The sequence below is a fragment of the Enterobacter cloacae complex sp. HYC080_NIDB genome (assembly GCF_056673325.1).
In genome coordinates, this window is the sequence record NZ_CP114212.1 from 1356913 (window position 1) to 1378637 (window position 21725).

At 55.8% G+C, this 21725-nt stretch carries 22 protein-coding genes; 18 read left to right on the plus strand and 4 right to left on the minus strand.

Annotated elements, in window-relative coordinates:
• The first annotated feature begins 9 nt into the window (after positions 1–9).
• Entirely contained in the window at positions 10–285 is a 276-nt protein-coding gene (locus O1723_RS06475; RefSeq protein WP_014884676.1) for a YfcL family protein, read from the plus strand.
• Positions 286–370: 85 nt separating this feature from the next.
• Here O1723_RS06475 and mnmC read toward each other — a convergent pair whose 3' ends face one another.
• Entirely contained in the window at positions 371–2368 is a 1998-nt protein-coding gene (gene mnmC, locus O1723_RS06480; RefSeq protein ID WP_014884675.1) for a bifunctional tRNA (5-methylaminomethyl-2-thiouridine)(34)-methyltransferase MnmC2/FAD-dependent 5-carboxymethylaminomethyl-2-thiouridine(34) oxidoreductase MnmC1, read from the minus strand.
• Positions 2369–2526: 158 nt separating this feature from the next.
• On the opposite strand from mnmC, the gene fabB reads away from it, so the two are divergent.
• Positions 2527–3744, plus strand: a complete 1218-nt coding sequence (gene fabB / locus O1723_RS06485) for a beta-ketoacyl-ACP synthase I (protein ID WP_014884674.1) — start codon at positions 2527–2529, stop codon at positions 3742–3744.
• A 68-nt stretch (positions 3745–3812) separates the two neighbouring features.
• Positions 3813–4991 carry an MFS transporter gene (locus tag O1723_RS06490; RefSeq protein WP_014884673.1) on the plus strand — a complete coding sequence of 393 codons (1179 nt, stop codon included), beginning with the start codon at positions 3813–3815 and terminating at the stop codon, positions 4989–4991.
• 84 nt (positions 4992–5075) lie between these two features.
• Here the strand turns inward: O1723_RS06490 and flk are convergent, their stop codons facing one another.
• On the minus strand, positions 5076–6080 hold the full coding sequence (flk, locus tag O1723_RS06495; protein WP_014884672.1) for a flagella biosynthesis regulator Flk: 1005 nt from the start codon (positions 6078–6080) through the stop codon (positions 5076–5078).
• Positions 6081–6193: 113 nt separating this feature from the next.
• On the opposite strand from flk, the gene pdxB reads away from it, so the two are divergent.
• The 15 genes from pdxB (at position 6194) to hisP (ending at position 20256) form a co-directional block, all read left to right on the plus strand.
• Positions 6194–7330: a 4-phosphoerythronate dehydrogenase PdxB gene (gene pdxB / locus O1723_RS06500; RefSeq protein WP_014884671.1), complete on the plus strand. Its 1137-nt coding sequence runs from the start codon at positions 6194–6196 to the stop codon at positions 7328–7330.
• Between the two features lie 67 nt (positions 7331–7397).
• On the plus strand, positions 7398–8411 hold the full coding sequence (locus tag O1723_RS06505) for an aspartate-semialdehyde dehydrogenase (protein WP_023330985.1): 1014 nt from the start codon (positions 7398–7400) through the stop codon (positions 8409–8411).
• Complete coding sequence (gene truA / locus O1723_RS06510; protein ID WP_014884669.1) at positions 8411–9223, plus strand: tRNA pseudouridine(38-40) synthase TruA; 813 nt, start codon at positions 8411–8413, stop codon at positions 9221–9223. Before O1723_RS06505 ends, truA begins: the two co-directional genes overlap by 1 nt.
• Before the next feature lie 28 nt (positions 9224–9251).
• Positions 9252–9911 carry a DedA family protein gene (locus O1723_RS06515; protein WP_014884668.1) on the plus strand — a complete coding sequence of 220 codons (660 nt, stop codon included), beginning with the start codon at positions 9252–9254 and terminating at the stop codon, positions 9909–9911.
• 154 nt (positions 9912–10065) lie between these two features.
• Positions 10066–10971, plus strand: coding sequence for an acetyl-CoA carboxylase, carboxyltransferase subunit beta (gene accD, locus O1723_RS06520; RefSeq protein WP_014884667.1), 906 nt, complete (start codon positions 10066–10068; stop codon positions 10969–10971).
• Between the two features lie 70 nt (positions 10972–11041).
• On the plus strand, positions 11042–12310 hold the full coding sequence (gene folC / locus O1723_RS06525) for a bifunctional tetrahydrofolate synthase/dihydrofolate synthase (protein WP_014884666.1): 1269 nt from the start codon (positions 11042–11044) through the stop codon (positions 12308–12310).
• Positions 12300–12986, plus strand: a complete 687-nt coding sequence (dedD, locus tag O1723_RS06530; protein WP_014884665.1) for a cell division protein DedD — start codon at positions 12300–12302, stop codon at positions 12984–12986. The genes folC and dedD overlap by 11 nt, the downstream gene beginning before the upstream one ends.
• Positions 12987–13205: 219 nt before the next feature.
• Positions 13206–13694 carry a colicin V production protein gene (cvpA, locus tag O1723_RS06535; RefSeq protein WP_000262116.1) on the plus strand — a complete coding sequence of 163 codons (489 nt, stop codon included), beginning with the start codon at positions 13206–13208 and terminating at the stop codon, positions 13692–13694.
• A gap of 33 nt (positions 13695–13727) precedes the next feature.
• Complete coding sequence (purF, locus tag O1723_RS06540) at positions 13728–15245, plus strand: amidophosphoribosyltransferase (protein WP_014884664.1); 1518 nt, start codon at positions 13728–13730, stop codon at positions 15243–15245.
• Between the two features lie 89 nt (positions 15246–15334).
• On the plus strand, positions 15335–15904 hold the full coding sequence (locus tag O1723_RS06545; protein WP_014884663.1) for a UbiX family flavin prenyltransferase: 570 nt from the start codon (positions 15335–15337) through the stop codon (positions 15902–15904).
• A 290-nt stretch (positions 15905–16194) separates the two neighbouring features.
• Positions 16195–16977 (plus strand): lysine/arginine/ornithine ABC transporter substrate-binding protein ArgT, encoded by a 783-nt coding sequence (gene argT / locus O1723_RS06550; protein ID WP_014884662.1) that lies wholly within the window; start codon positions 16195–16197, stop codon positions 16975–16977.
• Between the two features lie 226 nt (positions 16978–17203).
• Entirely contained in the window at positions 17204–17986 is a 783-nt protein-coding gene (hisJ, locus tag O1723_RS06555; RefSeq protein WP_008502592.1) for a histidine ABC transporter substrate-binding protein HisJ, read from the plus strand.
• Positions 17987–18074: 88 nt separating this feature from the next.
• Positions 18075–18761, plus strand: a complete 687-nt coding sequence (locus O1723_RS06560; RefSeq protein WP_014884661.1) for a histidine ABC transporter permease HisQ — start codon at positions 18075–18077, stop codon at positions 18759–18761.
• Positions 18758–19474, plus strand: a complete 717-nt coding sequence (locus tag O1723_RS06565) for an ABC transporter permease (protein WP_008502590.1) — start codon at positions 18758–18760, stop codon at positions 19472–19474. The genes O1723_RS06560 and O1723_RS06565 overlap by 4 nt, the downstream gene beginning before the upstream one ends.
• An 8-nt stretch (positions 19475–19482) precedes the next feature.
• Positions 19483–20256 carry a histidine ABC transporter ATP-binding protein HisP gene (hisP, locus tag O1723_RS06570; RefSeq protein WP_014884660.1) on the plus strand — a complete coding sequence of 258 codons (774 nt, stop codon included), beginning with the start codon at positions 19483–19485 and terminating at the stop codon, positions 20254–20256.
• A gap of 504 nt (positions 20257–20760) precedes the next feature.
• Here hisP and O1723_RS06575 read toward each other — a convergent pair.
• The gene (locus tag O1723_RS06575; protein ID WP_014884659.1) at positions 20761–21270 is read right to left on the minus strand and encodes a GNAT family N-acetyltransferase; all 510 of its coding nucleotides are present in this window, start codon (positions 21268–21270) and stop codon (positions 20761–20763) included.
• 83 nt (positions 21271–21353) lie between these two features.
• Complete coding sequence (locus tag O1723_RS06580) at positions 21354–21614, minus strand: helix-turn-helix domain-containing protein (protein ID WP_014884658.1); 261 nt, start codon at positions 21612–21614, stop codon at positions 21354–21356.
• Between the last annotated feature and the right edge of the window lie 111 nt (positions 21615–21725).

Genomic DNA, 21725 nt, shown 5'->3' on the forward strand with positions numbered 1-21725 from the left:
GGAAAAAAGATGATCGCAGAATTTGAATCACGCATTCTGGCGTTAATTGATGACATGGTGGAACACGCCAGTGATGATGAGCTGTTCGCCAGCGGTTATCTGCGTGGTCACCTGACGCTGGCTGTTGCCGAGCTGGAGGCAGGAGACGATCATTCTGCCGAAGCAGTGCATGATGAAGTCACCCGCAGCCTGGAAAAGGCGATTCAGGCGGGTGAACTGTCCCCGCGCGACCAGTCTCTGGTGCTGGGCATGTGGGACACTTTGTTCCAGCAGGCTAAACGCTAAGTCATCGTATTTCGCCCGGTGGCGCTGCGCTTACCGGGCCTACGAATATCCCCTCTCCCTGTGGGAGAGGGGATCAGTCCGCACCCTACTTAACCCTCTTCCCCTTCAGCAGTTTCCGCACCCACAATCGATTCGGGTTCAGCCCCGCAAGCGTTGTTCTGTCAAGCGGTAGCGGCTCGTTGCTCATTTGTGCGGCTAAGGCTTCAGCCAGTAGCGGTGCAGAACACAATCCACGCGAACCCAGCCCACCCAGCATAAACAGTTCGGGATAAACCGGTGCAGCTACCGCCGTTTCCTGGTGGTTTGCAAGGTCGTGATAGGCTTCAAGCGTTGCCTCATAGTTCGGCACATTCCCCATCATCGGCAGATGATCGCGTGTTGCGCAGCGCACGCCACAGCGGGCCGCGCCTTCGCTGACGTCAACCTCTTTCGCCCACGCTGCATCCGGGAAGCAGTCAATCAGGCGCTGGCGGTTTTGCTGTTGATCCGCCTCGCTGTAGCGCATATCCGCTTCGCCACGATGATAGCTCGCCCCGATGCAGTGATGACCATTAGACGGATTTTGTGGCGTCAGATAGCCGTCATAGCACAGCACCTGACGCAGTTTGCCCAGTTCGGACGTAGTAGGGATATGACTCACCTGGCCGCCGACCGGATAAACCGGCACGGATTCTGTCTGGATAAACTGGTTGATGCTATGTCCGTTCGCCAGCACAACGCTGGCATGGCTTGCCTCTTTGCCATCAGCAAAACGCAAATTCCAGCGTTCTGTTCGGGACAGCGATTCAACCTTGTGGGCATAGTAGACCGTCAGCCCGCGTGACTGCGCAAGGTCAATCGCCGCAGCGGTCAGTTCAGCCGGGCACAGCCAGCCGCCGAGCGGATACTGAATGCCCTCGCAGCCGGTTTCAACGCCGGTGGTGTCGGCGGCCTCTTGCGCGCTTACCGCCCGCGCAATGTCTTCCGGCAGTCCCAGGGACAGCATCTGCGCGATTTTTTGCTGACTTCTCTCATCCCAGCCGAGCTGCGTCACGCCGCACCATTCATGATCGAACGTCACCGGCAGGGCATCATACAGGCGACGGGCAAAGGTAAAGGCCGCCGGGAAAAACTGGAACAGTGCCGGATCGTGCGCGCTTAAAAGGGGATAGAGCGCCCCCTGGCGGTTGCCGGAGGCCCCACCTGCTGGCGCATCGTCAGCACAATAAAGCGTCACCTGCCAGCCACGTTGGATAAGCGCAAGAGACAGCAGGGCGCTGGCGATCCCTCCGCCTGCTATCGCCACTTCCCGTGACGCGCTGGCGCTGCGCGCAAACCAGGGTGCACTGGCGGGGATGTCCAGCGTCTGCTCCATCCTGCCGACCAGCATGTCGCGCTTGCGGCCAAAACCTTTGGTTTTCTGCATGGTAAAGCCCGCTTCCTGCAAGCCGCGGCGAACAAAGCCTGCTGAGGTGAAGGTGGCGAGCGTTGCGCCCGGACGCGCCAGTCGCGCCATTGCGTTAAACAGATGCTGGCTCCACATATCCGGGTTTTTGGCAGGCGCAAAACCGTCCAGGAACCACGCGTCCACCGTCTGATTCATCGCATCATCAAGCTTATCGGTAAGGTCGTTGATGTCGCCCAGCCACAAATCCAGCGTCACGCGTCCGCCGTCCAGAATCAGACGGTGGCACCCCCCAATGTGAGGCGGCCACTGCGCCTGAAGCTGTTCAGCCCAGGTGGCAAGCTCCGGCCAGCGTTGATGGGCCAGGCGTAGATCGTGCGCGGTGAGCGGGAATTTTTCGAAACTGATGAAATGTAATCTTTGTAGCGTAGCCTCAGGGTGGGCAGCGTGAAACTGGTCAAACGCCTGCCAGAGGGTCAGAAAATTGAGCCCGGTGCCGAATCCGCTTTCCGCGACCACAAACAGGCTCCGCGGATGCTCCGGGAAGCGGGTGCTGAGCTGGTTTCCGTCGAGGAAAACATAGCGAGTTTCTTCGAGTCCGTTATCATTAGAAAAATAGACGTCATCAAAATCTCGGGAAACAGGTGTACCCTCAGCGTTGAATTCGAGGTTGGCGGGTTGTATAGCGTTTTGTTTCACGTAAGTTACTCGTCTGACAGGCAGTGGCACGATCTTAACGATGTGAGTCCATCGGTGCAAATTTCCGCAGAAAATGTCTGATCGGACTTGTTCGGCGTACAAGTGTACGCTATTGTGCGACTCGAAACTTACTATAGTGCGACTTACAGAGGTATTGAATGAAACGTGCAGTGATTACTGGCCTGGGCATTGTTTCCAGCATCGGTAATAACCAGCAGGAAGTCCTGGCATCTCTGCGTGAAGGACGCTCCGGGATCACTTTCTCTGAAGAGTTTAAAGATTCAGGTATGCGTAGCCACGTATGGGGTAACGTCAAACTGGACACCACCGGTTTGATTGACCGCAAAGTGGTTCGTTTCATGAACGATGCCTCTATTTATGCTTATCTCTCCATGCAGGAAGCGATTGCAGATGCAGGTCTGAGCGCGGAAGTTTACCAGAACAATCCCCGCGTAGGTCTTATCGCTGGTTCCGGCGGCTCATCTAAAGCGCAGGTATTCGGTGCTGACGCAATGCGTAGCCCGCGTGGTCTGAAAGCGGTAGGTCCGTACGTGGTCACCAAAGCCATGGGCTCTGCGGTTTCCGCATGCCTGGCCACTCCGTTCAAAATCCACGGTGTGAACTACTCCATCAGTTCCGCGTGTGCGACGTCCGCACACTGCATCGGTAACGCGGTTGAGCAGATCCAGCTGGGTAAACAGGACATCGTCTTTGCTGGCGGCGGCGAAGAGCTGGGCTGGGAAATGGCCTGTGAGTTCGACGCGATGGGCGCTCTGTCCACCAAGTACAACGAAACCCCGGAAAAAGCGTCCCGTACTTACGACGCGCACCGTGATGGCTTCATCATCGCAGGCGGCGGCGGTATGGTTGTGGTTGAAGAGCTGGAGCACGCGCTGGCACGTGGTGCGCATATCTACGCTGAGATCGTGGGCTACGGCGCAACGTCTGATGGCGCCGACATGGTTGCGCCATCCGGTGAAGGTGCGGTGCGCTGCATGAAGATGGCGATGCACGGCGTTGATACGCCAATCGACTACCTGAACTCTCACGGTACCTCTACTCCGGTAGGCGACGTGAAAGAGCTGGGTGCAATCCGCGAAGTCTTCGGCGACAACAGCCCGGCAATTTCTGCCACCAAAGCAATGACCGGTCACTCTCTGGGTGCTGCGGGCGTGCAGGAAGCGATCTACTCTCTGCTGATGCTGGAAAACGGCTTTATCGCCCCAAGCATCAACATTGATGAGATGGACGAGCAGGCTGCTGGCCTGAACATCGTGACGAAACCAACGGAAGCGACACTGACCACCGTCATGTCTAACAGCTTCGGTTTCGGCGGCACGAACGCGACGCTGGTAATGCGTAAGTACAAAGCATAAGCGTTTGAATGTATAGTAGAAGGGAACCGGAAGGTTCCCTTTTTTTATGCCTCAACACGGAGTTATGCATGAAGGCTGTTATCCCAGAGAAGAGCGCCCCTTCCGGTAACCTTTCCCTTTTCCGAATCGCCTTTGCGGTATTTCTGACCTACATGACCGTTGGCCTGCCGCTGCCGGTGATCCCACTGTTCGTTCATCAGGAACTCGGCTATGGCAACACCATGGTCGGCATTGCCGTGGGCATTCAGTTTTTAGCCACGGTGCTAACCCGCGGGTACGCCGGACGGCTGGCAGATCAGCATGGTGCAAAACGCTCGGCGTTACAGGGGATGTTTGCCTGTGGTCTGGCGGGCGGGGCATGGCTGTTAGCCGCGCTTTTGCCGGTAGACGCAGGGTATAAATTTGCGCTGCTGGTGCTGGGACGTTTAATCCTTGGCTTTGGTGAAAGCCAGCTGCTGACCGGTACCCTGACCTGGGGAATGGGCCTGGTGGGGCCTGCTCGTTCGGGCAAAGTGATGTCCTGGAACGGCATGGCTATTTATGGCGCGCTGGCCGCTGGTGCACCGCTGGGACTGCTGATCAATAGCCAGTTTGGCTTTGCGGCGCTGGCAGCCACCACCATGGTGTTGCCGCTGCTGGCGTGGGCGTTTAACGGCTCGGTACGTAAGGTACCCGCTCACAAAGGGGAGCGTCCTTCCCTGTGGAGCGTGATCGGCCAAATCTGGCAGCCGGGTCTGGGCCTGGCGCTGCAGGGCGTAGGTTTTGCGGTGATTGGCACGTTCGTCTCGCTCTACTTTATGAGCCGCGGCTGGGCGATGGCCGGATTTACGCTCACCGCGTTTGGCGGGGCGTTTGTGCTGATGCGCGTGTTCTTCGGCTGGATGCCGGATCGCTTTGGTGGCGTGAAGGTGGCGGTGGCATCGCTGATGATAGAGACCGTTGGCCTGCTGCTGCTGTGGCACGCACCGGTCGCCTCTGTCGCGCTGATTGGCGCAGCACTCACCGGCTGCGGTTGCTCGTTGATTTTCCCGGCGCTTGGCGTGGAAGTCGTGAAGCGTGTGGCCCCGCAGGTGCGTGGTACAGCACTCGGCGGCTATGCGGCGTTTCAGGATATCTCATACGGAGTAACCGGACCGCTGGCCGGACTGCTGGCCACCTCGTTTGGCTATCCGTCCGTCTTCCTGGCCGGTGCTGTTTCTGCAGTGATGGGTATTGTGGTGACGCTGGTGGCGTTTCGCCGGTCGTAGTTTTTGCCCGGTGGCGCTTCGCTTACCGGGCCTACAACCGCACTGGCCTTAGGCCGGGTAAGGCGAAGCCGCCACCCGGCAGTGTTAAGCAACCAGCCAGAAAATCGCCAGTGCAATCAGTAACGCAATAAACAACAATCCCGGACGGGCAGAAAGCGTTCTGAACGTCTCCACAACGGGCGCAAAAAGCGGGCTGTAGATCGGCTGAATGTTTCTTGCCTCCGGTACGCCGCCTTCCCGCTCGGCGCGGCGCACGAAGATCTGATTGAGCACATCCTGCACCTGCGCGGTGGTCAGTACCGTTTGCGGTGTCGCCTGCCAGTTCTGCTGGGCGTAATCCCGAATCGCCTCGAACTCGTGCGGTTCCAGCGGCTGTTTAAGCGCAGCCTGAACGGTATGCAGGGTAGGGGCGCTCTGGGTGCTGAGCGTCTGGCGCGCCTGTAGCCAGGTCACCAGATGGGGAAACTGTTTGGCCGGGATCAACTCGCCCGCCTTTACGCCGGACAGTTCGAGCATGGATTGCCAGATAAGCTTTGTTGACTCGCCGGTGGCGGCGGCCAGTTTGGTCACCATTTGATTCAGCGTGTTGTGCTCAGCAGGCAGCAGCGAACGCTCGGTCGCTGGCCGCAGCTGCGGCTGTGGGATAGACAGCTGATTGTTCTGCAACAGCGTCAGCACGGTTTTAAGCTGGTCTGGCGTCAGCTGGCTCAGGGCAGTCTGGCCATACTGCTGGCGAATAAAGTCGCTGACCGCCTGACGGTTATTTCCCTGGCCGAGCAGCTCGGTCAGTTGCGTGACAATCTGCCGCGTGGTGTGGTTCTGCTGTGCGGTCGTAATACGCTGGTTGAGATTTTGCTCGGCAGCAGGGAAATGTCGCGACTGCAGCGGTGCGTCGTTCCTTACGCCTAAATCATGCTTTACCCCGGCCCAGACTTCCGCGTTTTGCTGCGAAGTCAGCGCAATCAGGCGCGTGATCAGTCGCTCCAGCACGGTGCGCTGTTGCGTGGATAGCGGTTGTTCACCGGCAACGTTTGGCGTGACAGGGCCTTCACCCGGAGGGCGTGGCGGCGTACCTGAAATGGGCTGCATCGTCAAAAATCCTTAAAGTCAAAACTCAGCGTAAACCTGGCAGACGTATATGCCTGGCGGCCAGATTATGGCACACTTGGCAGGTTTACTTCCTCTCAAACAGGTACTCAGACGTGAAAATCCTCGTTGATGAAAATATGCCTTATGCCCGTGAGCTGTTTAGCCGCCTGGGTAATGTTAAGGCTGTCCCTGGTCGCCCGATCCCGGTCAACGAACTGGATGACGCAGACGCGCTGATGGTGCGCTCGGTGACCAAAGTAAATGCGTCGTTGCTCGCCGGAAAAGCGATTAAGTTTGTCGGAACCGCAACGGCAGGGACCGATCATGTGGATGACCAATGGCTGAAGCAGGCGGGGATCGGCTTTTCCGCCGCGCCCGGCTGTAATGCTATTGCCGTCGTGGAATATGTCTTCTCCTCTTTGCTGATGCTGGCCGAGCGCGACGGTTTTGTGCTGAAAGACCGCACCGTGGGGATCGTCGGGGTGGGTAATGTGGGTGGACGCCTGCAAAAGCGCCTGGAGGCGTTAGGTATTCGCACGCTGCTGTGCGACCCGCCGCGTAAAGACAACGGTGAGGAAAGGGATTTCCGCTCGCTGGATGAGCTGGTTGAACAGTGCGATGTCCTGACGTTCCACACGCCGCTGTTTAAAGAGGGTCCCTATACGTCCCTGCATCTTGCCGATGAAGCACTGATCCGTCGTCTGAAGGCTGGCACTATTCTGATAAATGCCTGCCGTGGCCCGGTGGTGGACAACGCCGCGCTGCTGAAATGTCTGAATGAAGGACAAGACCTCCGCGTTGTGCTGGACGTCTGGGAGCCGGAGCCGGATCTTAACGTTGAACTGCTTAACAAGGTGGACGTAGCCACTGCGCATATCGCGGGCTATACGCTTGAAGGCAAAGCCCGCGGCACAACGCAGGTGTTTGAAGCCTACAGCGCGTTTATTGGCCATCCGCAGCAGGTGGCGCTGGATACCTTACTTCCCGCACCTGAATTTGGCCGCATTACCCTGCATGGCCCGCTCGATCAGGCAACGCTGAAAAGGCTGGTGCATTTGGTGTATGATGTGCGCCGCGATGATGCGCTGCTGCGTAAAGTGGCGGGGATCCCGGGTGAATTTGACAAGCTGCGTAAGAACTATGTTGAGCGCCGCGAGTGGTCGTCCCTGTATGTGATGTGCGACGACGCAACGGCCGCGACGCTGCTGAAAAAACTGGGTTTTAACGCCGTTCATCACCCGGCGCATTAATGTCTTCTTAATGCTCCCTGTCGGATACTCCGGCAGGGACGCTTTTTTATTTCTGGAGTAAACCACCATGTCTGAAGGCTGGAACATTGCCATTTTAGGTGCCACCGGTGCCGTGGGCGAAGCCCTGCTCGAAACCCTTGCTGAGCGTCAGTTCCCGGTGGGCGATATCTATGCGCTGGCGCGTACCGATAGCGCGGGTGAGCATCTGCGCTTTAACGGTAAATCCGTCATGGTCCAGGATGCGGCTGCGTTTGACTGGACCCAGGCGCAGCTGGCATTTTTCGCCGCAGGTGCTGAAGCCACGGCGTCTTACATCGAAGAGGCGACCAATTCAGGTTGCCTGGTGATCGACCTGAGCGGTCTGTTCGCCATGGAGCCGGACGTGCCGCTGGTGGTGCCGGACGTCAACCCGTATGTCCTGGCTGACTACCGTAACCGTAATATTATCGCGGTACCGAACAGTCTGACCAGCCAGCTGCTGACCGCGCTGAAACCGCTGATTGACGACGGTGGCCTGTCGCGTATCACCGTCACCAGCCTGCTGTCTGCCTCCGCAAATGGCAAAAAGGCCGTCGATGCGCTGGCCGGGCAGAGCGCGAAGCTGCTGAACGGTATCCCGATTGATGAGGATGATTTCTTCGGTCGCCAACTGGCGTTCAACATGCTGCCACTGCTGCCGGATCGTGAAGGTTCCGTGCGCGAAGAGCGCCGTATCGTCGACGAAGCGCGCAAAATTCTGCAGGATGAGGGGCTGATGATCTCCGCAAACGTCGTGCAGTCGCCGGTATTCTACGGTCACGCGCAGATGGTAGGTTTTGAAGCCCTGCGCCCGCTGGCGGCGGAAGAAGCGCGCGATGCGTTTGGCCGCGGTGAAGATATCGTACTTTCCGAAGAGAGCGAGTTTCCGACGCAGGTCGGTGACGCCACCGGTAGCGCCCATCTTTCAGTCGGTTGCGTGCGGAACGATTACGGTATGCCGGAGCAGGTTCAATTCTGGTCCGTTGCGGACAACGTTCGTTTTGGCGGCGCGCTGATGGCGGTCAAAATTGCTGAGAAACTGGTGCAGGAGTACCTGTACTGATGTCAGAAGTGGAACAAAAGCCGGTTCATAAAATTGCCCTCGGTATCGAGTACGATGGCAGTAAATATTATGGCTGGCAGCGTCAGAATGAGGTGCGTAGCGTCCAGGAAAAGCTGGAGAAAGCGCTCTCTCAGGTGGCAAACGAGCCGATTAACGTTCTGTGCGCAGGCCGTACGGATGCGGGTGTTCACGGTACCGGGCAGGTGGTCCACTTTGAAACCACTGCCGTGCGCAAAGATGCCGCCTGGACGCTGGGTGTAAATGCGAATTTACCTGGTGACATTGCGGTGCGTTGGGTGAAAGCTGTGCCGGATGATTTTCACGCGCGCTTCAGCGCGACGGCGCGTCGCTACCGCTATGTCATCTACAACCAGCGTCTGCGTCCGGCGGTGCTAAGCCAGGGCGTAACGCATTTTTATGAACCGCTCGATGCTGAACGCATGCATCGTGCGGCGCAGTGTCTGATTGGTGAAAATGACTTTACGTCGTTTCGTGCGGTGCAATGTCAGTCCCGTACGCCGTGGCGTAACGTTATGCACATAAACGTCAGCCGTTTTGGCGCGTATGTGGTGGTGGATATCAAAGCCAATGCCTTTGTACATCATATGGTGCGGAATATTGTAGGCAGCCTGATGGAAGTGGGTGCCGGACACCAGCCGGAGAGCTGGATTGCAGACCTGCTGGCAGCGAAGGACAGAACGCTTGCGGCAGCCACGGCGAAAGCAGAAGGACTGTATCTGGTTGCGGTAGACTATCCGGATCGGTTTGACCTGCCAAAACCGCCAATGGGCCCGCTGTTTTTAGCGGACTAAACAAAGGTGCAATTAAGGCTTAGACAATATGGACGTAATACGTTTTCTGATTGATTTCATTCTGCATATTGATGTTCACCTGGCGGAACTGGTCGCGCAGTATGGCGTCTGGGTTTATGCCATCCTGTTCCTCATTCTGTTCTGTGAAACCGGTCTGGTCGTTACCCCCTTCCTGCCGGGGGACTCCCTGCTGTTTGTTGCGGGTGCGTTATCGGCCCTACCGACCAATGATTTGAACGTGCATCTGATGGTGGTGTTGATGGTGATTGCCGCAATTATCGGGGATGCCGTCAACTATACCATTGGCCGGGTGTTCGGTGAGCGCTTGTTCAGCAATCCTGATTCTAAAATTTTCCGTCGCAGCTATTTAGATAAAACCCATGCGTTTTATGAACGTCATGGCGGAAAAACCATTATCCTTGCGCGTTTTGTGCCTATTGTGCGCACATTTGCACCGTTTGTGGCGGGAATGGGGCATATGTCCTATCGTCATTTTGCGATGTATAACGTCGTGGGCGCGCTGCTGTGGGTGCTGTTGTTTACCTATGCAGGCTACCTGTTTGGCGACTTGCCGGTGGTTCAGGAAAACCTTAAGTTACTGATTGTAGCGATTATTGTGCTTTCCGTACTGCCTGGCGTTATTGAGATTATTCGTCACAAACGCGCGGCGGCAAAGCAAGCGAAGTAAATGCACGCTGGCGGTTCGACCACTTTTTTATCCAAAGTTTCGGGCTGTTATGTTTTAATGTGCAACATTCATGGTCTGTTGGAGGCAAAAATGGCATTATTCGCCTCTTATAGCAAAACTGGCATACGACCAGGTTCAGGCAGAAAGGTTATCAATGAGCTGGATTGAACGAATTAAAAGCAACATTACCCCAACGCGCAAAGCGAGCATTCCTGAAGGGGTATGGACGAAGTGTGATAGCTGCGGCCAGGTTCTGTACCGTGCAGAGCTGGAACGCAATCTTGAAGTGTGTCCGAAGTGTGACCACCATATGCGTATGTCGGCGCGTAACCGCCTGCATAGCCTGCTGGACGAAGGTTCACTGGTAGAACTGGGCAGCGAGCTTGAGCCAAAAGATGTGCTGAAGTTCCGCGATTCCAAAAAATACAAAGATCGTCTTGCCTCTGCACAGAAAGAGACTGGCGAGAAAGACGCGCTGATCGTCATGAAAGGCACCCTGCATGAAATGCCGGTTGTCGCCGCGGCGTTTGAGTTCTCCTTTATGGGTGGCTCAATGGGCTCTGTCGTGGGTGCACGTTTTGTGCGTGCCGTTGAGCAAGCGCTGGAAGATAACTGCCCGCTGATCTGCTTCTCTGCCTCTGGCGGAGCACGTATGCAGGAAGCGCTGATGTCTCTGATGCAGATGGCGAAAACCTCTGCGGCGCTCGCGAAAATGCAGGAACGCGGTCTGCCTTACATTTCCGTGCTGACCGACCCAACCATGGGTGGCGTCTCTGCAAGCTTCGCGATGCTGGGCGATCTGAACATTGCTGAGCCAAAAGCACTGATCGGTTTCGCTGGTCCTCGCGTCATTGAGCAAACCGTTCGTGAAAAACTGCCGCCGGGCTTCCAGCGCAGTGAGTTCCTCATTGAGAAAGGCGCCATCGATATGATCGTCCGCCGTCCGGAAATGCGCCTGAAACTGGCAAGCGTTCTGGCGAAGCTGATGAATCTGCCCGCGCCAAACCCGGATGAGCCGCGCGAAGGCGTGGTGGTACCGGATCAGGAACCCGAGGCCTGATAACTGAAAAGGGCAGGGCCAGATGGCGCTGCCCTTTTGCTTTATAACCTGCTAATGACAACCGGGCATCATGGAAAATAAAAGCATTCCTCAAGCCACGTCGCCCCTGGCCGCGTGGCTTTCTTATCTGGAAAACCTGCACAGTAAAACCATTGATATGGGGCTTGAGCGCGTAAGCCAGGTTGCCGCGCGTCTGGGCGTGCTGAAACCTGCGCCTTTCGTTTTCACCGTCGCAGGCACCAACGGTAAAGGTACTACCTGCCGTACGCTGGAATCCGTCCTGATGGCGGCGGGTTACAAGGTAGGCGTTTACAGCTCACCACACCTGGTACGTTACACTGAGCGGGTTCGCGTGCAGAACAGCGAGCTGCCGGAATCGGCGCATACGGCGTCGTTCGCGGAAATCGAAGCCGCGCGAGGCGATATCTCGTTAACCTATTTCGAGTACGGCACGCTTTCGGCATTGTGGCTGTTCAAACAGGCGCAGCTGGATGTGGTGATTCTGGAAGTGGGTCTTGGCGGGCGGCTTGATGCCACCAATATGGTGGATGCGGACGTGGCGGTGGTCACCAGTATCGCGCTGGACCATATCGACTGGCTGGGGCCGGATCGTGAAAGCATTGGTCGCGAGAAGGCCGGAATTTTCCGGGCGAATAAACCCGCCGTGGTCGGTGAGCCGGATATGCCGCACACTATTGCTGACGTGGCCCAGGAGAAGGGCGCTCTGTTGCTGCGCCGTGGCGTTGACTGGCAATATGAGGTTCAGGATAACGGCTGGCGTTTTAGCGATGCGCAGGGAATGCTGGACAACCTGCCGCTGCCGCAGGTGCCACAGCCTAACGCGGCAACCGCGCTGGCGGCATTGCGCGCCAGCGGATTAGCGGTCAGCGATCAGGCTATCCGCGACGGCATTCAGAATGCGCTGCTGCCGGGACGTTTTCAGATAGTGAGTGAGTCACCGCGCCTGATCCTAGACGTGGCGCACAACCCACACGCAGCGGCGTACCTCGCAGGACGTCTCAAATCGTTACCAAAAACCGGGCGCGTGCTGGCGGTTATCGGTATGCTTCATGATAAAGATATCGGTGGCACGCTGGCCTGCATGGAGAGTGTGGTCGATAGCTGGTATTGTGCTCCTCTTGAGGGGCCGCGTGGTGCGACGGCCGAGCAGTTGATGGAACATCTCGGCAAAGGCGCAATCTATAGTAGCGTGGCTCAGGCCTGGCATGCCGCGATGGCGGATGCTAAACCAGAAGATACCGTGCTGGTGTGTGGCTCTTTCCACACGGTGGCACATGTCATGGAAGTGATGGACGCGGGGAGAACCGGTGGCGAGTAAGTTTCAGAACCGTTTAACAGGAACCATTGTGCTGGTCGCGCTCGGGGTGATTATTCTTCCCGGGCTGCTCGACGGGCAGAAAAAGCATTATCAGGACGAGTTTGCAGCCATTCCGCTGGTGCCGAAACCGGGCGACCGTGATGAACCGGATATGCTGCCTGCGGCGACACAGGCGCTGCCTGCCCAGCCGCCGGAAGGGGCGGCTGAAGAAGTTCGCGCGGGCGATGCCGCTGCGCCGTCGCTCGACCCGTCGCGTCTGGCGGCGAATAACAACATCGAGATTGATCCGGTACCGGTAGAGAAGCCTAAGCCTGTTGAAAAACCGAAGCCGGTAGAGAAACCGCAGCCGAAGCCACCGCGTGATAAAGCGGCAGAGCAACTGGCTGCAGCGTCAGAAACCCCTCCGCCAGCGAAGCAAGACGCAGCCCCGACCGGCAAAGCCTATGTTGTGCAACTGGGCGCGTTGAAAAACGCCGATAAAGTTAACGAGGTCGTGGGTAAACTGCGCAGCGCGGGCTATCGTGTTTACACTTCACCTTCCACGCCGGTGCAGGGTAAAATTACCCGTATCCTTGTGGGGCCGGAAGCGTCTAAAGATAAGCTGAAAGGCTCGCTGGGTGAGCTGAAGCAGATCTCCGGTCTGAGCGGTGTGGTGATGAACTATAGCGCGAACTGATAAGATCTCCCCCTCACCCTAACCCTCGCCCCTCAAGGGAGAGGGCCGGGGTGAGGGGGAGAAGACGTCCACAGAGATGTCAAAAGGACCGTGGCGTTGATTATTTTTTCAGCGCCTTTTTTATTTACGCGCGGGAAGGAAATCCCTACGCAAACGTTTTCTTTTTCTGTTAGAATTCGCCCCGAACTGGATGACAGGGCGTTAAATCGTGGGACACATATGGTCTGGATTGATTACGCCATCATTGCGGTGATTGGTTTTTCCTGTCTGGTTAGCCTGATCCGTGGCTTTGTTCGTGAAGCGTTATCGCTGGTGACTTGGGGTTGTGCTTTCTTTGTTGCCAGTCATTACTACACTTACCTGTCTGTCTGGTTCACGGGCTTTGAAGATGAACTGGTCCGAAATGGAATCGCCATCGCGGTGCTGTTTATCGCGACGCTGATTGTTGGTGCTATCGTCAATTACGTGATAGGTCAGCTGGTCGAGAAAACCGGTCTGTCAGGAACGGACAGGGTACTCGGGATCTGTTTCGGGGCGTTGCGAGGTGTGCTGATTGTGGCCGCCATCCTGTTCTTCCTGGATACCTTCACCGGGTTCTCCAAAAGTGAAGACTGGCAGAAATCGCAGCTCATTCCTGAGTTTAGCTTCATCATCAGATGGTTCTTTGACTATCTGCAAAGCTCGTCGAGTTTTTTGCCCAGGGCATAAACCCTGAGATGTGGCTTAACGAGGAAAAGACGAATGTGCGGTATTGTCGGTATCGCCGGTTTCATGCCGGTAAACCAGTCGATTTATGACGCGTTAACGGTGCTTCAGCACCGTGGGCAGGATGCTGCGGGTATCATCACCATTGATGCAAACAACTGCTTCCGTTTACGTAAGGCGAATGGCCTGGTAAACGATGTGTTTGAAGCCCGCCATATGCAGCGTCTGCAAGGTAATATGGGGATCGGTCACGTTCGTTATCCTACTGCTGGCAGTTCCAGCGCCTCTGAGGCACAGCCTTTCTACGTCAACTCACCGTATGGCATCACCCTTGCCCATAACGGCAACCTGACCAACGCCCATGAGCTGCGTAAAAAGCTGTTCGAAGAGAAACGTCGCCACATTAACACCACCTCTGATTCTGAAATCCTGCTCAACGTGTTCGCCAGCGAGCTGGATAACTTCCGTCACTACCCGCTGGAAGCAGACAATATCTTTGCTGCCATTGCTGCGACCAACCGCCAGATCCGCGGTGCATACGCCTGCGTGGCGATGATTATCGGTCACGGTATGGTTGCCTTCCGCGATCCAAACGGCATTCGTCCGCTGGTGCTGGGCAAGCGCGACCTTGGCGATGGCCGTACCGAATATATGGTTGCCTCTGAGAGCGTGGCGCTGGATACCCTGGGCTTCGAATTCCTGCGTGACGTTGCGCCGGGCGAAGCGGTGTATATCACCGAGAAGGGCCAGCTGTTTACCCGTCAGTGTGCCGACAACCCGGTCAGCAACCCGTGCCTGTTTGAATACGTCTATTTCGCCCGCCCGGACTCCTTCATCGACAAGATTTCCGTCTACAGCGCGCGCGTAAATATGGGCACGAAGCTCGGCGAGAAGATTGCTCGCGAATGGGACGATCTCGACATCGACGTGGTTATTCCTATCCCGGAAACCTCCTGCGATATCGCTCTGGAAATTGCCCGTATTTTGGATAAACCTTACCGTCAGGGCTTCGTGAAGAACCGCTACGTTGGCCGCACCTTCATCATGCCGGGCCAGCACCTGCGCCGTAAGTCTGTACGTCGTAAACTGAACGCCAACCGCGCCGAATTCCGTGATAAGAACGTTCTGCTGGTGGATGACTCCATCGTGCGTGGTACCACCTCTGAGCAGATTATCGAGATGGCGCGCGAAGCGGGGGCGAAGAAAGTGTATCTGGCGTCTGCCGCACCGGAAATTCGCTTCCCGAACGTGTACGGCATCGATATGCCAACCGCCAATGAGCTGATTGCCCACGGTCGCGAAGTGGACGAAATTCGTCAGATTATCGGCGCCGATGGCCTGATTTTCCAGGATCTGAACGATCTTATCGACGCGGTGCGCGCCGAGAACCCGGAGATTCAACAGTTCGAATGCTCCGTGTTTAACGGCGTCTATGTGACGAAAGACGTCGACCAGCAGTACCTTGACTATCTTGATTCGCTGCGCAACGACGATGCGAAAGCCGTTCAGCTGCAAAACGATCTCGAAAGTTTAGAGATGCACAACGAAGGTTGATCTCTCTGCAGGTGAGGGCGTTCGCCCTCACTTGCAACTCCCCGCGAAATCCTGCACAGTCTGCCCTGAAATCAGTAAGGGCGAAAATCATGAAACGACTCATTGTTGGGCTCAGCGGTGCCAGTGGCGCCATTTACGGCGTACGTCTGCTGCAGGTTTTGCGCGACGTAGCGGAAGTCGAAACCCATCTGGTGATGAGCCAGGCGGCGCGACAAACCCTCTCCCTTGAAACCGATCTCTCCCTGCGTGATGTTCAGGCACTGGCCGACGTTGTGCACGACGCGCGCGATATCGCCGCCAGCATCTCCTCAGGCTCGTTTAAAACAGCTGGCATGGTGATCCTGCCCTGTTCAATTAAAACGCTCTCCGGCATTGTGAACAGCTATACCGACACGCTGGTGACGCGCGCGGCGGATGTCGTGCTGAAGGAACGTCGCCCGCTGGTGCTTTGCGTGCGGGAAACGCCGCTACATCTGGGGCATTTGCGCCTGATGACCCAGGCCGCCGAGCTGGGCGCCGTGATCATGCCGCCGGTACCGGCGTTTTATCATCGCCCGCAGTCGCTGGATGATGTGATCAACCAGACCGTCAACCGCGTGCTGGATCAGTTTGATATCGACCTGCCGGAAGATCTCTTCACCCGCTGGCAGGGAGCCTGATTCTGTGCACACATGCTGTGCATGAAAAGAGACGTTGCCCTGTTTCAGGGCAATTATGCAACGGCGATCATATCCTCGACATTTAATTCGTTTTTTCCCTTTTTCTCTCTCCGGTTCGTTCGGCAGACCTGCTATCTTTCACCATTAAGGCAATATCGCAACGTTTTATTAACATATTTAACGTCGAAGTTTTGACCAGACGGCAATGTGGCATAAGACCTGCAAGAGAAGCCTGCAACACAACACACAACACAATACATAATAAAATCACGGTACTTGAGGGTAAATGTATGAAGAAGACGGTTCTGGCTCTGTCTTTGCTGGTGGGGTTAAGTGCGGCGGCAGGTAGCTATGCAGCGCTTCCACAGACGGTTCGTATCGGTACAGACGCAACCTACGCGCCATTCTCTTCCAAGGATGCGAAAGGCGATTTCGTGGGGTTTGATATCGATCTGGGAAATGAAATGTGCAAACGCATGCAGGTAAAATGCACATGGGTGGGCAGCGACTTTGACGCATTAATTCCGTCGCTGAAAGCCAAGAAAATCGATGCCATTATCTCTTCTCTCTCTATCACCGAAAAACGTCAGCAGGAGATTGCCTTCTCTGACAAGCTCTACGCCGCTGATTCACGTCTGATTGCCGCTAAAGGCTCCCCGATCCAGCCGACCATCGACTCCCTGAAAGGCAAGCATGTTGGCGTGCTCCAGGGGTCAACGCAGGAAGGTTATGCCAATGCTAACTGGCGCGAGAAGGGGGTCGACGTGGTTGCCTATCAGAATCAGGATCTGATTTACTCTGACCTGTCGGCGGGCCGTCTGGATGCCGCATTCCAGGATGAAGTCGCCGCGAGCGAAGGCTTCCTGAAGCAGCCAGCCGGGAAAGACTATGCTTTTGCAGGCCCGTCCGTGAAAGACAAAAAATACTTTGGTGACGGCACCGGTATTGGCCTGCGTAAGGATGATACCGAGCTGAAAGCCGCCTTTGACAAAGCGTTTACAGAGCTGCGTAAAGACGGTACTTACGACAAACTGGCGAAGAAATACTTCGACTTCAACGTCTACGGTGACTGAGACCTGACGGTGATGCACTGAAAAGAGGCATCAGGCGAAGGGGTGATCCAGTATGGTGCGTTAAATGCACTATATTGGATCGCTTTGTGCATACTTACGCATTTATAATGCAACATATCCCGGCCCGAAGGCATTAATCTTTGCCTGAAGGTGGGGATTAATGGCACATTAGCACCACCCAGTCGTCGTAAAAATCCCGTATGAAGACAGTTTGTTGAGGACAAATATGAAAAAACTCGTGTTGTCACTATCTCTGGTGCTGGCCTTTTCCAGCGCCACCGCGGCATTCGCAGCCATTCCGCAGAAAATCCGTATTGGTACCGATCCAACCTATGCGCCGTTTGAATCGAAGAATTCAAAGGGTGAGCTGGTGGGTTTTGACATCGATCTGGCCAATGAGCTGTGCAAACGCATCAAAGCGCAATGTACCTACGTTGAGAACCCGCTGGACGCGCTGATCCCATCCCTGAAAGCAAAAAAAATCGACGTAATTATGTCCTCGCTCTCCATCACTGAAAAACGTCAGCAGGAGATTGCCTTCACCGACAAACTCTACGCGGCCGATTCACGTCTGGTGGTGGCAAAGTCTTCTGATATTCAGCCAACGCTTGAGTCGCTGAAGGGCAAACGCGTGGGCGTGCTGCAGGGCACCACCCAGGAAACCTACGGTAACGAACACTGGGCGCCGAAGGGGATCGAAATTGTCTCCTATCAGGGCCAGGAAAATATTTACGCAGACCTGACGGCCGGCCGTATTGATGCGGCATTCCAGGATGAAGTCGCGGCAAGCGAAGGCTTCCTGAAAACGCCGGTGGGCAAAGATTACAAGTTCGGCGGTCCGTCCATTAAGGATGTGAAGTTGTTTGGTGTGGGTACCGGTATGGGCCTGCGCAAAGAAGACAACGAACTGCGCGAAGCGCTGAACAAAGCGTTTGCGGAAATGCGCGCTGACGGTACCTATGACAAGCTGGCGAAAAAGTACTTTGATTTCAATGTGTACGGCGGCTAATCGCTCCGTCAAATAACGTGCGGCCCCTCCCGATGCGGGAGGGGAAAAGACACGGTTTCACCACTCACGATACGACAGGGCTCGCGGTATGCTGTACGGATTTTCTGGCGTCATTTTACAGGGCGCGCTTGTCACCCTTGAGCTGGCTATCAGCTCCGTGGTGCTGGCGGTGCTGATAGGTCTGGCGGGCGCAGGGGCGAAGCTTTCGGCTAACAAACCGCTGGCGCTCATTTTTGAAGGCTATACCACGCTCATTCGCGGCGTACCCGATCTGGTGCTGATGCTGCTCATCTTTTATGGTCTGCAGATTGCGTTAAACAGCGTAACGGATGCGATGGGACTGGGACAAATTGATATCGACCCGATGGTGGCCGGTATTATTACCCTCGGTTTTATCTACGGTGCCTACTTCACCGAAACCTTCCGCGGTGCTTATATGGCCGTGCCGAAAGGTCACATTGAGGCGGCAACCGCATTTGGTTTTACCTCTTCACAAACGTTTCGCCGGATCATGTTCCCGGCCATGATGCGCTATGCACTGCCGGGCATTGGTAACAACTGGCAGGTTATCCTCAAAGCGACGGCGCTGGTCTCTTTGCTCGGTCTGGAAGATGTGGTCAAAGCCACTCAGCTGGCGGGTAAAAGCACCTGGGAGCCCTTCTACTTTGCGGTGGTCTGTGGCGTGATCTATCTGGTCTTTACGACCGTCTCCAATGGTGTGCTGCTTCTGCTTGAGCGTCGCTACTCCGTGGGTGTGAAGAGGGCTGACCTGTGATTGAGATTATTCAGGAATACTGGAAATCCCTGCTGTGGACGGATGGCTATCGCTTTACCGGCGTGGCGATCACGCTGTGGCTGCTGATTTCATCCGTGGTGATGGGCGGCATTCTGGCGGTGTTTCTCGCCATTGGCCGCGTGTCGAACAATAAATTTATTCAGTTCCCCATCTGGCTGTTTACCTACGTCTTTCGCGGTACGCCGCTGTACGTGCAGCTGCTGGTCTTCTATTCAGGCATGTACACGCTGGAAATCGTAAAAGGCACGGAAATGCTGAATGCGTTCTTCCGTAGCGGCCTGAACTGTACGGTGCTGGCGTTGACGCTCAACACCTGTGCCTATACCACCGAGATCTTTGCCGGGGCTATTCGTTCCGTGCCTTATGGTGAGATTGAAGCGGCGCGGGCGTATGGCTTTTCGTCGGTAAAACTTTACCGCTGCATTATTCTGCCATCGGCGCTGCGTATTGCGCTGCCTGCGTACAGCAACGAAGTGATTCTGATGCTGCACTCCACTGCGCTTGCCTTTACCGCGACGGTGCCGGATCTGCTCAAAATCGCGCGCGATATTAACTCCGCGACCTATCAGCCGTTTACCGCGTTTGGCATTGCTGCGGTGCTCTATTTAATTATCTCTTATGTCTTGATTAGCCTGTTCCGCAAGGCTGAAAAACGCTGGTTGCAGCATATAAAACCTTCTTCGACGCACTGAGAAAGATGATGGCTGAGAACAAATTAAACGTTATTGATTTGCACAAACGCTACGGCGAACATGAAGTGCTGAAAGGGGTGTCGCTGCAGGCGAATGCAGGCGACGTAATCAGTATCATCGGCTCATCCGGCTCGGGTAAAAGTACCTTCCTGCGCTGCATTAACTTCCTCGAAAAACCGAGTGAAGGCTCGATTGTGGTGAGCGGGCAGAATATTAATCTGATACGCGATAAAGACGGCCAGCTGAAGGTGGCGGATAAGAATCAGCTGCGCCTGCTGCGCACGCGTCTGACCATGGTGTTCCAGCACTTCAACCTCTGGAGCCATATGACGGTGCTGGAGAACGTGATGGAAGCGCCGATTCAGGTGCTGGGCCTGAGCAAACAGGAAGCCCGCGAGCGCGCGGTGAAATACCTGGCGAAAGTGGGTATCGACGAGCGTCAGCAGATGAAATACCCGGTGCACCTCTCCGGCGGTCAGCAGCAACGTGTCTCCATTGCCCGCGCGCTGGCGATGGAACCCGAAGTGCTGCTGTTCGATGAACCGACTTCAGCGCTGGATCCTGAACTCGTTGGCGAAGTGCTGCGCATCATGCAGAAGCTGGCCGAAGAGGGCAAAACGATGGTGGTGGTGACGCACGAGATGGGCTTTGCCCGTAACGTTTCTAACCACGTCATCTTCCTGCATCAGGGCAAAATTGAAGAGCAGGGCCATCCGGACGACGTCTTAGCGAATCCGCAAAGCCCGCGTCTGCAGCAGTTCCTGAAAGGCTCCCTGAAATAGCGGGGGTTTTCCCTTTCCCTTGAGGGAGAGGGCTGGGATGAGGGGGAACATACGGCTGTAGTGGTCATTCCGTTCACTTTATGTACCATGCTACTCTGTAACGACATGACCGGTGAACGTGCCAGGGTGGCTCAGTCGCCACCACCCTGGCGACCCGGGCTCCCGGCGGTAAATCGCCGCTTCGCGGTGCCCTCGGCTTATTCCTTCCGGCTTATCGGGTACGGGCGGAGGCAACGTCCCTGTAAAGCCCGCCCTCTCGGCGCATCCATGCGCCTCGCCCCGGCCTACAGGAAACGCCTCAGCGATTTACAGCCGGACCAGGGCGTCGCTGTAAGTTATTCATTTCTCATAAGAAACGTTCATCGCTTCAGGAAAAAAATTACTGGGGATCCCTCAGCCCTGTGGGAGAGGAGCGGGGATGAGGGCATCAGACCGCAGTACAGCCCAATCGCCCGGTGGCGCTTCGCTTACCGGGCCTACAAAAACCGCAGTGCCGCCCGGCATTCAGACCGCACCACACTCCAGCCGATAGAGCCAGTCGTCATACCGCACCCCATTAATTTCATATGCCTTTTCCAGTACCTGCGTACGCACAAACCCGGCTTTCTCCAGCACGCGCACTGACCCGCCGTTATCCGCCAGCACAAACGCGTTAATGGCCTTCACGCCGGTCTGGTTAAAGGCGTAATCACACACCGCGCGCAGCGCCTCGCTGGCAATACCTTTCCCCTGCGCAGCAGGCACAACCGTATAGCCGATATCTGCCTCTTCATGATTCGCCGGGCTGATTTGCAGGCCAATATCGCCAAGCGGGGTCTCCTCATCCCGAAAACGGATCACGAAAACATGCTCGGCCATCAGGCGCGCGGCAAACACGCGTCGGGTCTCTTTTTCCGGCGCGATGGCGGACATATAGCGCATGATGTCGCGGTTTTCACGCAGCGAGCGGAAGAAGGCCCAGTCGGTGGGTTCGAAAGGGGTGAGATGAAGCCGGGGAGTGGTGATGGTTGCCATTGTTACGCCATTCCGATGAATTTGGCTTATTACCTTAACACCGGAATGAAACTGGCGAACAGAATGGATTCTGATGATGTGGTTTAGCGTTTGGTCCTCATTAACTTTGAACGATCGACATAGTTGCCATATTGATCGTAATAGCGACTGGGCCAGATCGACGCCGCATCTTTTTCTAGAGCCTCCGCGATGATCTTTTCCCCCTTGGGCCACGGCCTGGAGAGCGCGTTTGCAAGTGTAGAAGAACTCAAACCCGCCTGGCGAGAAAGAGCAGCCAGTGAGAGCTTACGCTTGTGGAGCATGGCGATGATATCTGCCGGGTGCATGTCCTGATCTCTATTCATACATTTTCCTTTATATATGATTTTGTTCAAATTGCAGACACAAATACTAAGTAATACTTAGTACAATTTCAATAACGGGATACCAGAATCATGACTCTACTTCCAGATTTT

Coding starts and splice junctions, on each gene's coding strand:
- O1723_RS06515 (WP_014884668.1), top strand. CDS start 9,252: ATGGACGTAATACGTTTTCTGATTGATTTCATTCTGCATATTGATGTT.
- O1723_RS06475 (WP_014884676.1), top strand. CDS start 10: ATGATCGCAGAATTTGAATCACGCATTCTGGCGTTAATTGATGACATG.
- O1723_RS06560 (WP_014884661.1), top strand. CDS start 18,075: ATGCTGTACGGATTTTCTGGCGTCATTTTACAGGGCGCGCTTGTCACC.
- purF (WP_014884664.1), top strand. CDS start 13,728: ATGTGCGGTATTGTCGGTATCGCCGGTTTCATGCCGGTAAACCAGTCG.
- flk (WP_014884672.1), bottom strand. CDS start 6,080: ATGCAGCCCATTTCAGGTACGCCGCCACGCCCTCCGGGTGAAGGCCCT.
- fabB (WP_014884674.1), top strand. CDS start 2,527: ATGAAACGTGCAGTGATTACTGGCCTGGGCATTGTTTCCAGCATCGGT.
- O1723_RS06580 (WP_014884658.1), bottom strand. CDS start 21,614: ATGAATAGAGATCAGGACATGCACCCGGCAGATATCATCGCCATGCTC.
- O1723_RS06545 (WP_014884663.1), top strand. CDS start 15,335: ATGAAACGACTCATTGTTGGGCTCAGCGGTGCCAGTGGCGCCATTTAC.
- O1723_RS06575 (WP_014884659.1), bottom strand. CDS start 21,270: ATGGCAACCATCACCACTCCCCGGCTTCATCTCACCCCTTTCGAACCC.
- accD (WP_014884667.1), top strand. CDS start 10,066: ATGAGCTGGATTGAACGAATTAAAAGCAACATTACCCCAACGCGCAAA.
- cvpA (WP_000262116.1), top strand. CDS start 13,206: ATGGTCTGGATTGATTACGCCATCATTGCGGTGATTGGTTTTTCCTGT.
- truA (WP_014884669.1), top strand. CDS start 8,411: ATGTCAGAAGTGGAACAAAAGCCGGTTCATAAAATTGCCCTCGGTATC.
- O1723_RS06490 (WP_014884673.1), top strand. CDS start 3,813: ATGAAGGCTGTTATCCCAGAGAAGAGCGCCCCTTCCGGTAACCTTTCC.
- hisJ (WP_008502592.1), top strand. CDS start 17,204: ATGAAAAAACTCGTGTTGTCACTATCTCTGGTGCTGGCCTTTTCCAGC.
- folC (WP_014884666.1), top strand. CDS start 11,042: ATGGAAAATAAAAGCATTCCTCAAGCCACGTCGCCCCTGGCCGCGTGG.
- hisP (WP_014884660.1), top strand. CDS start 19,483: ATGGCTGAGAACAAATTAAACGTTATTGATTTGCACAAACGCTACGGC.
- argT (WP_014884662.1), top strand. CDS start 16,195: ATGAAGAAGACGGTTCTGGCTCTGTCTTTGCTGGTGGGGTTAAGTGCG.
- O1723_RS06505 (WP_023330985.1), top strand. CDS start 7,398: ATGTCTGAAGGCTGGAACATTGCCATTTTAGGTGCCACCGGTGCCGTG.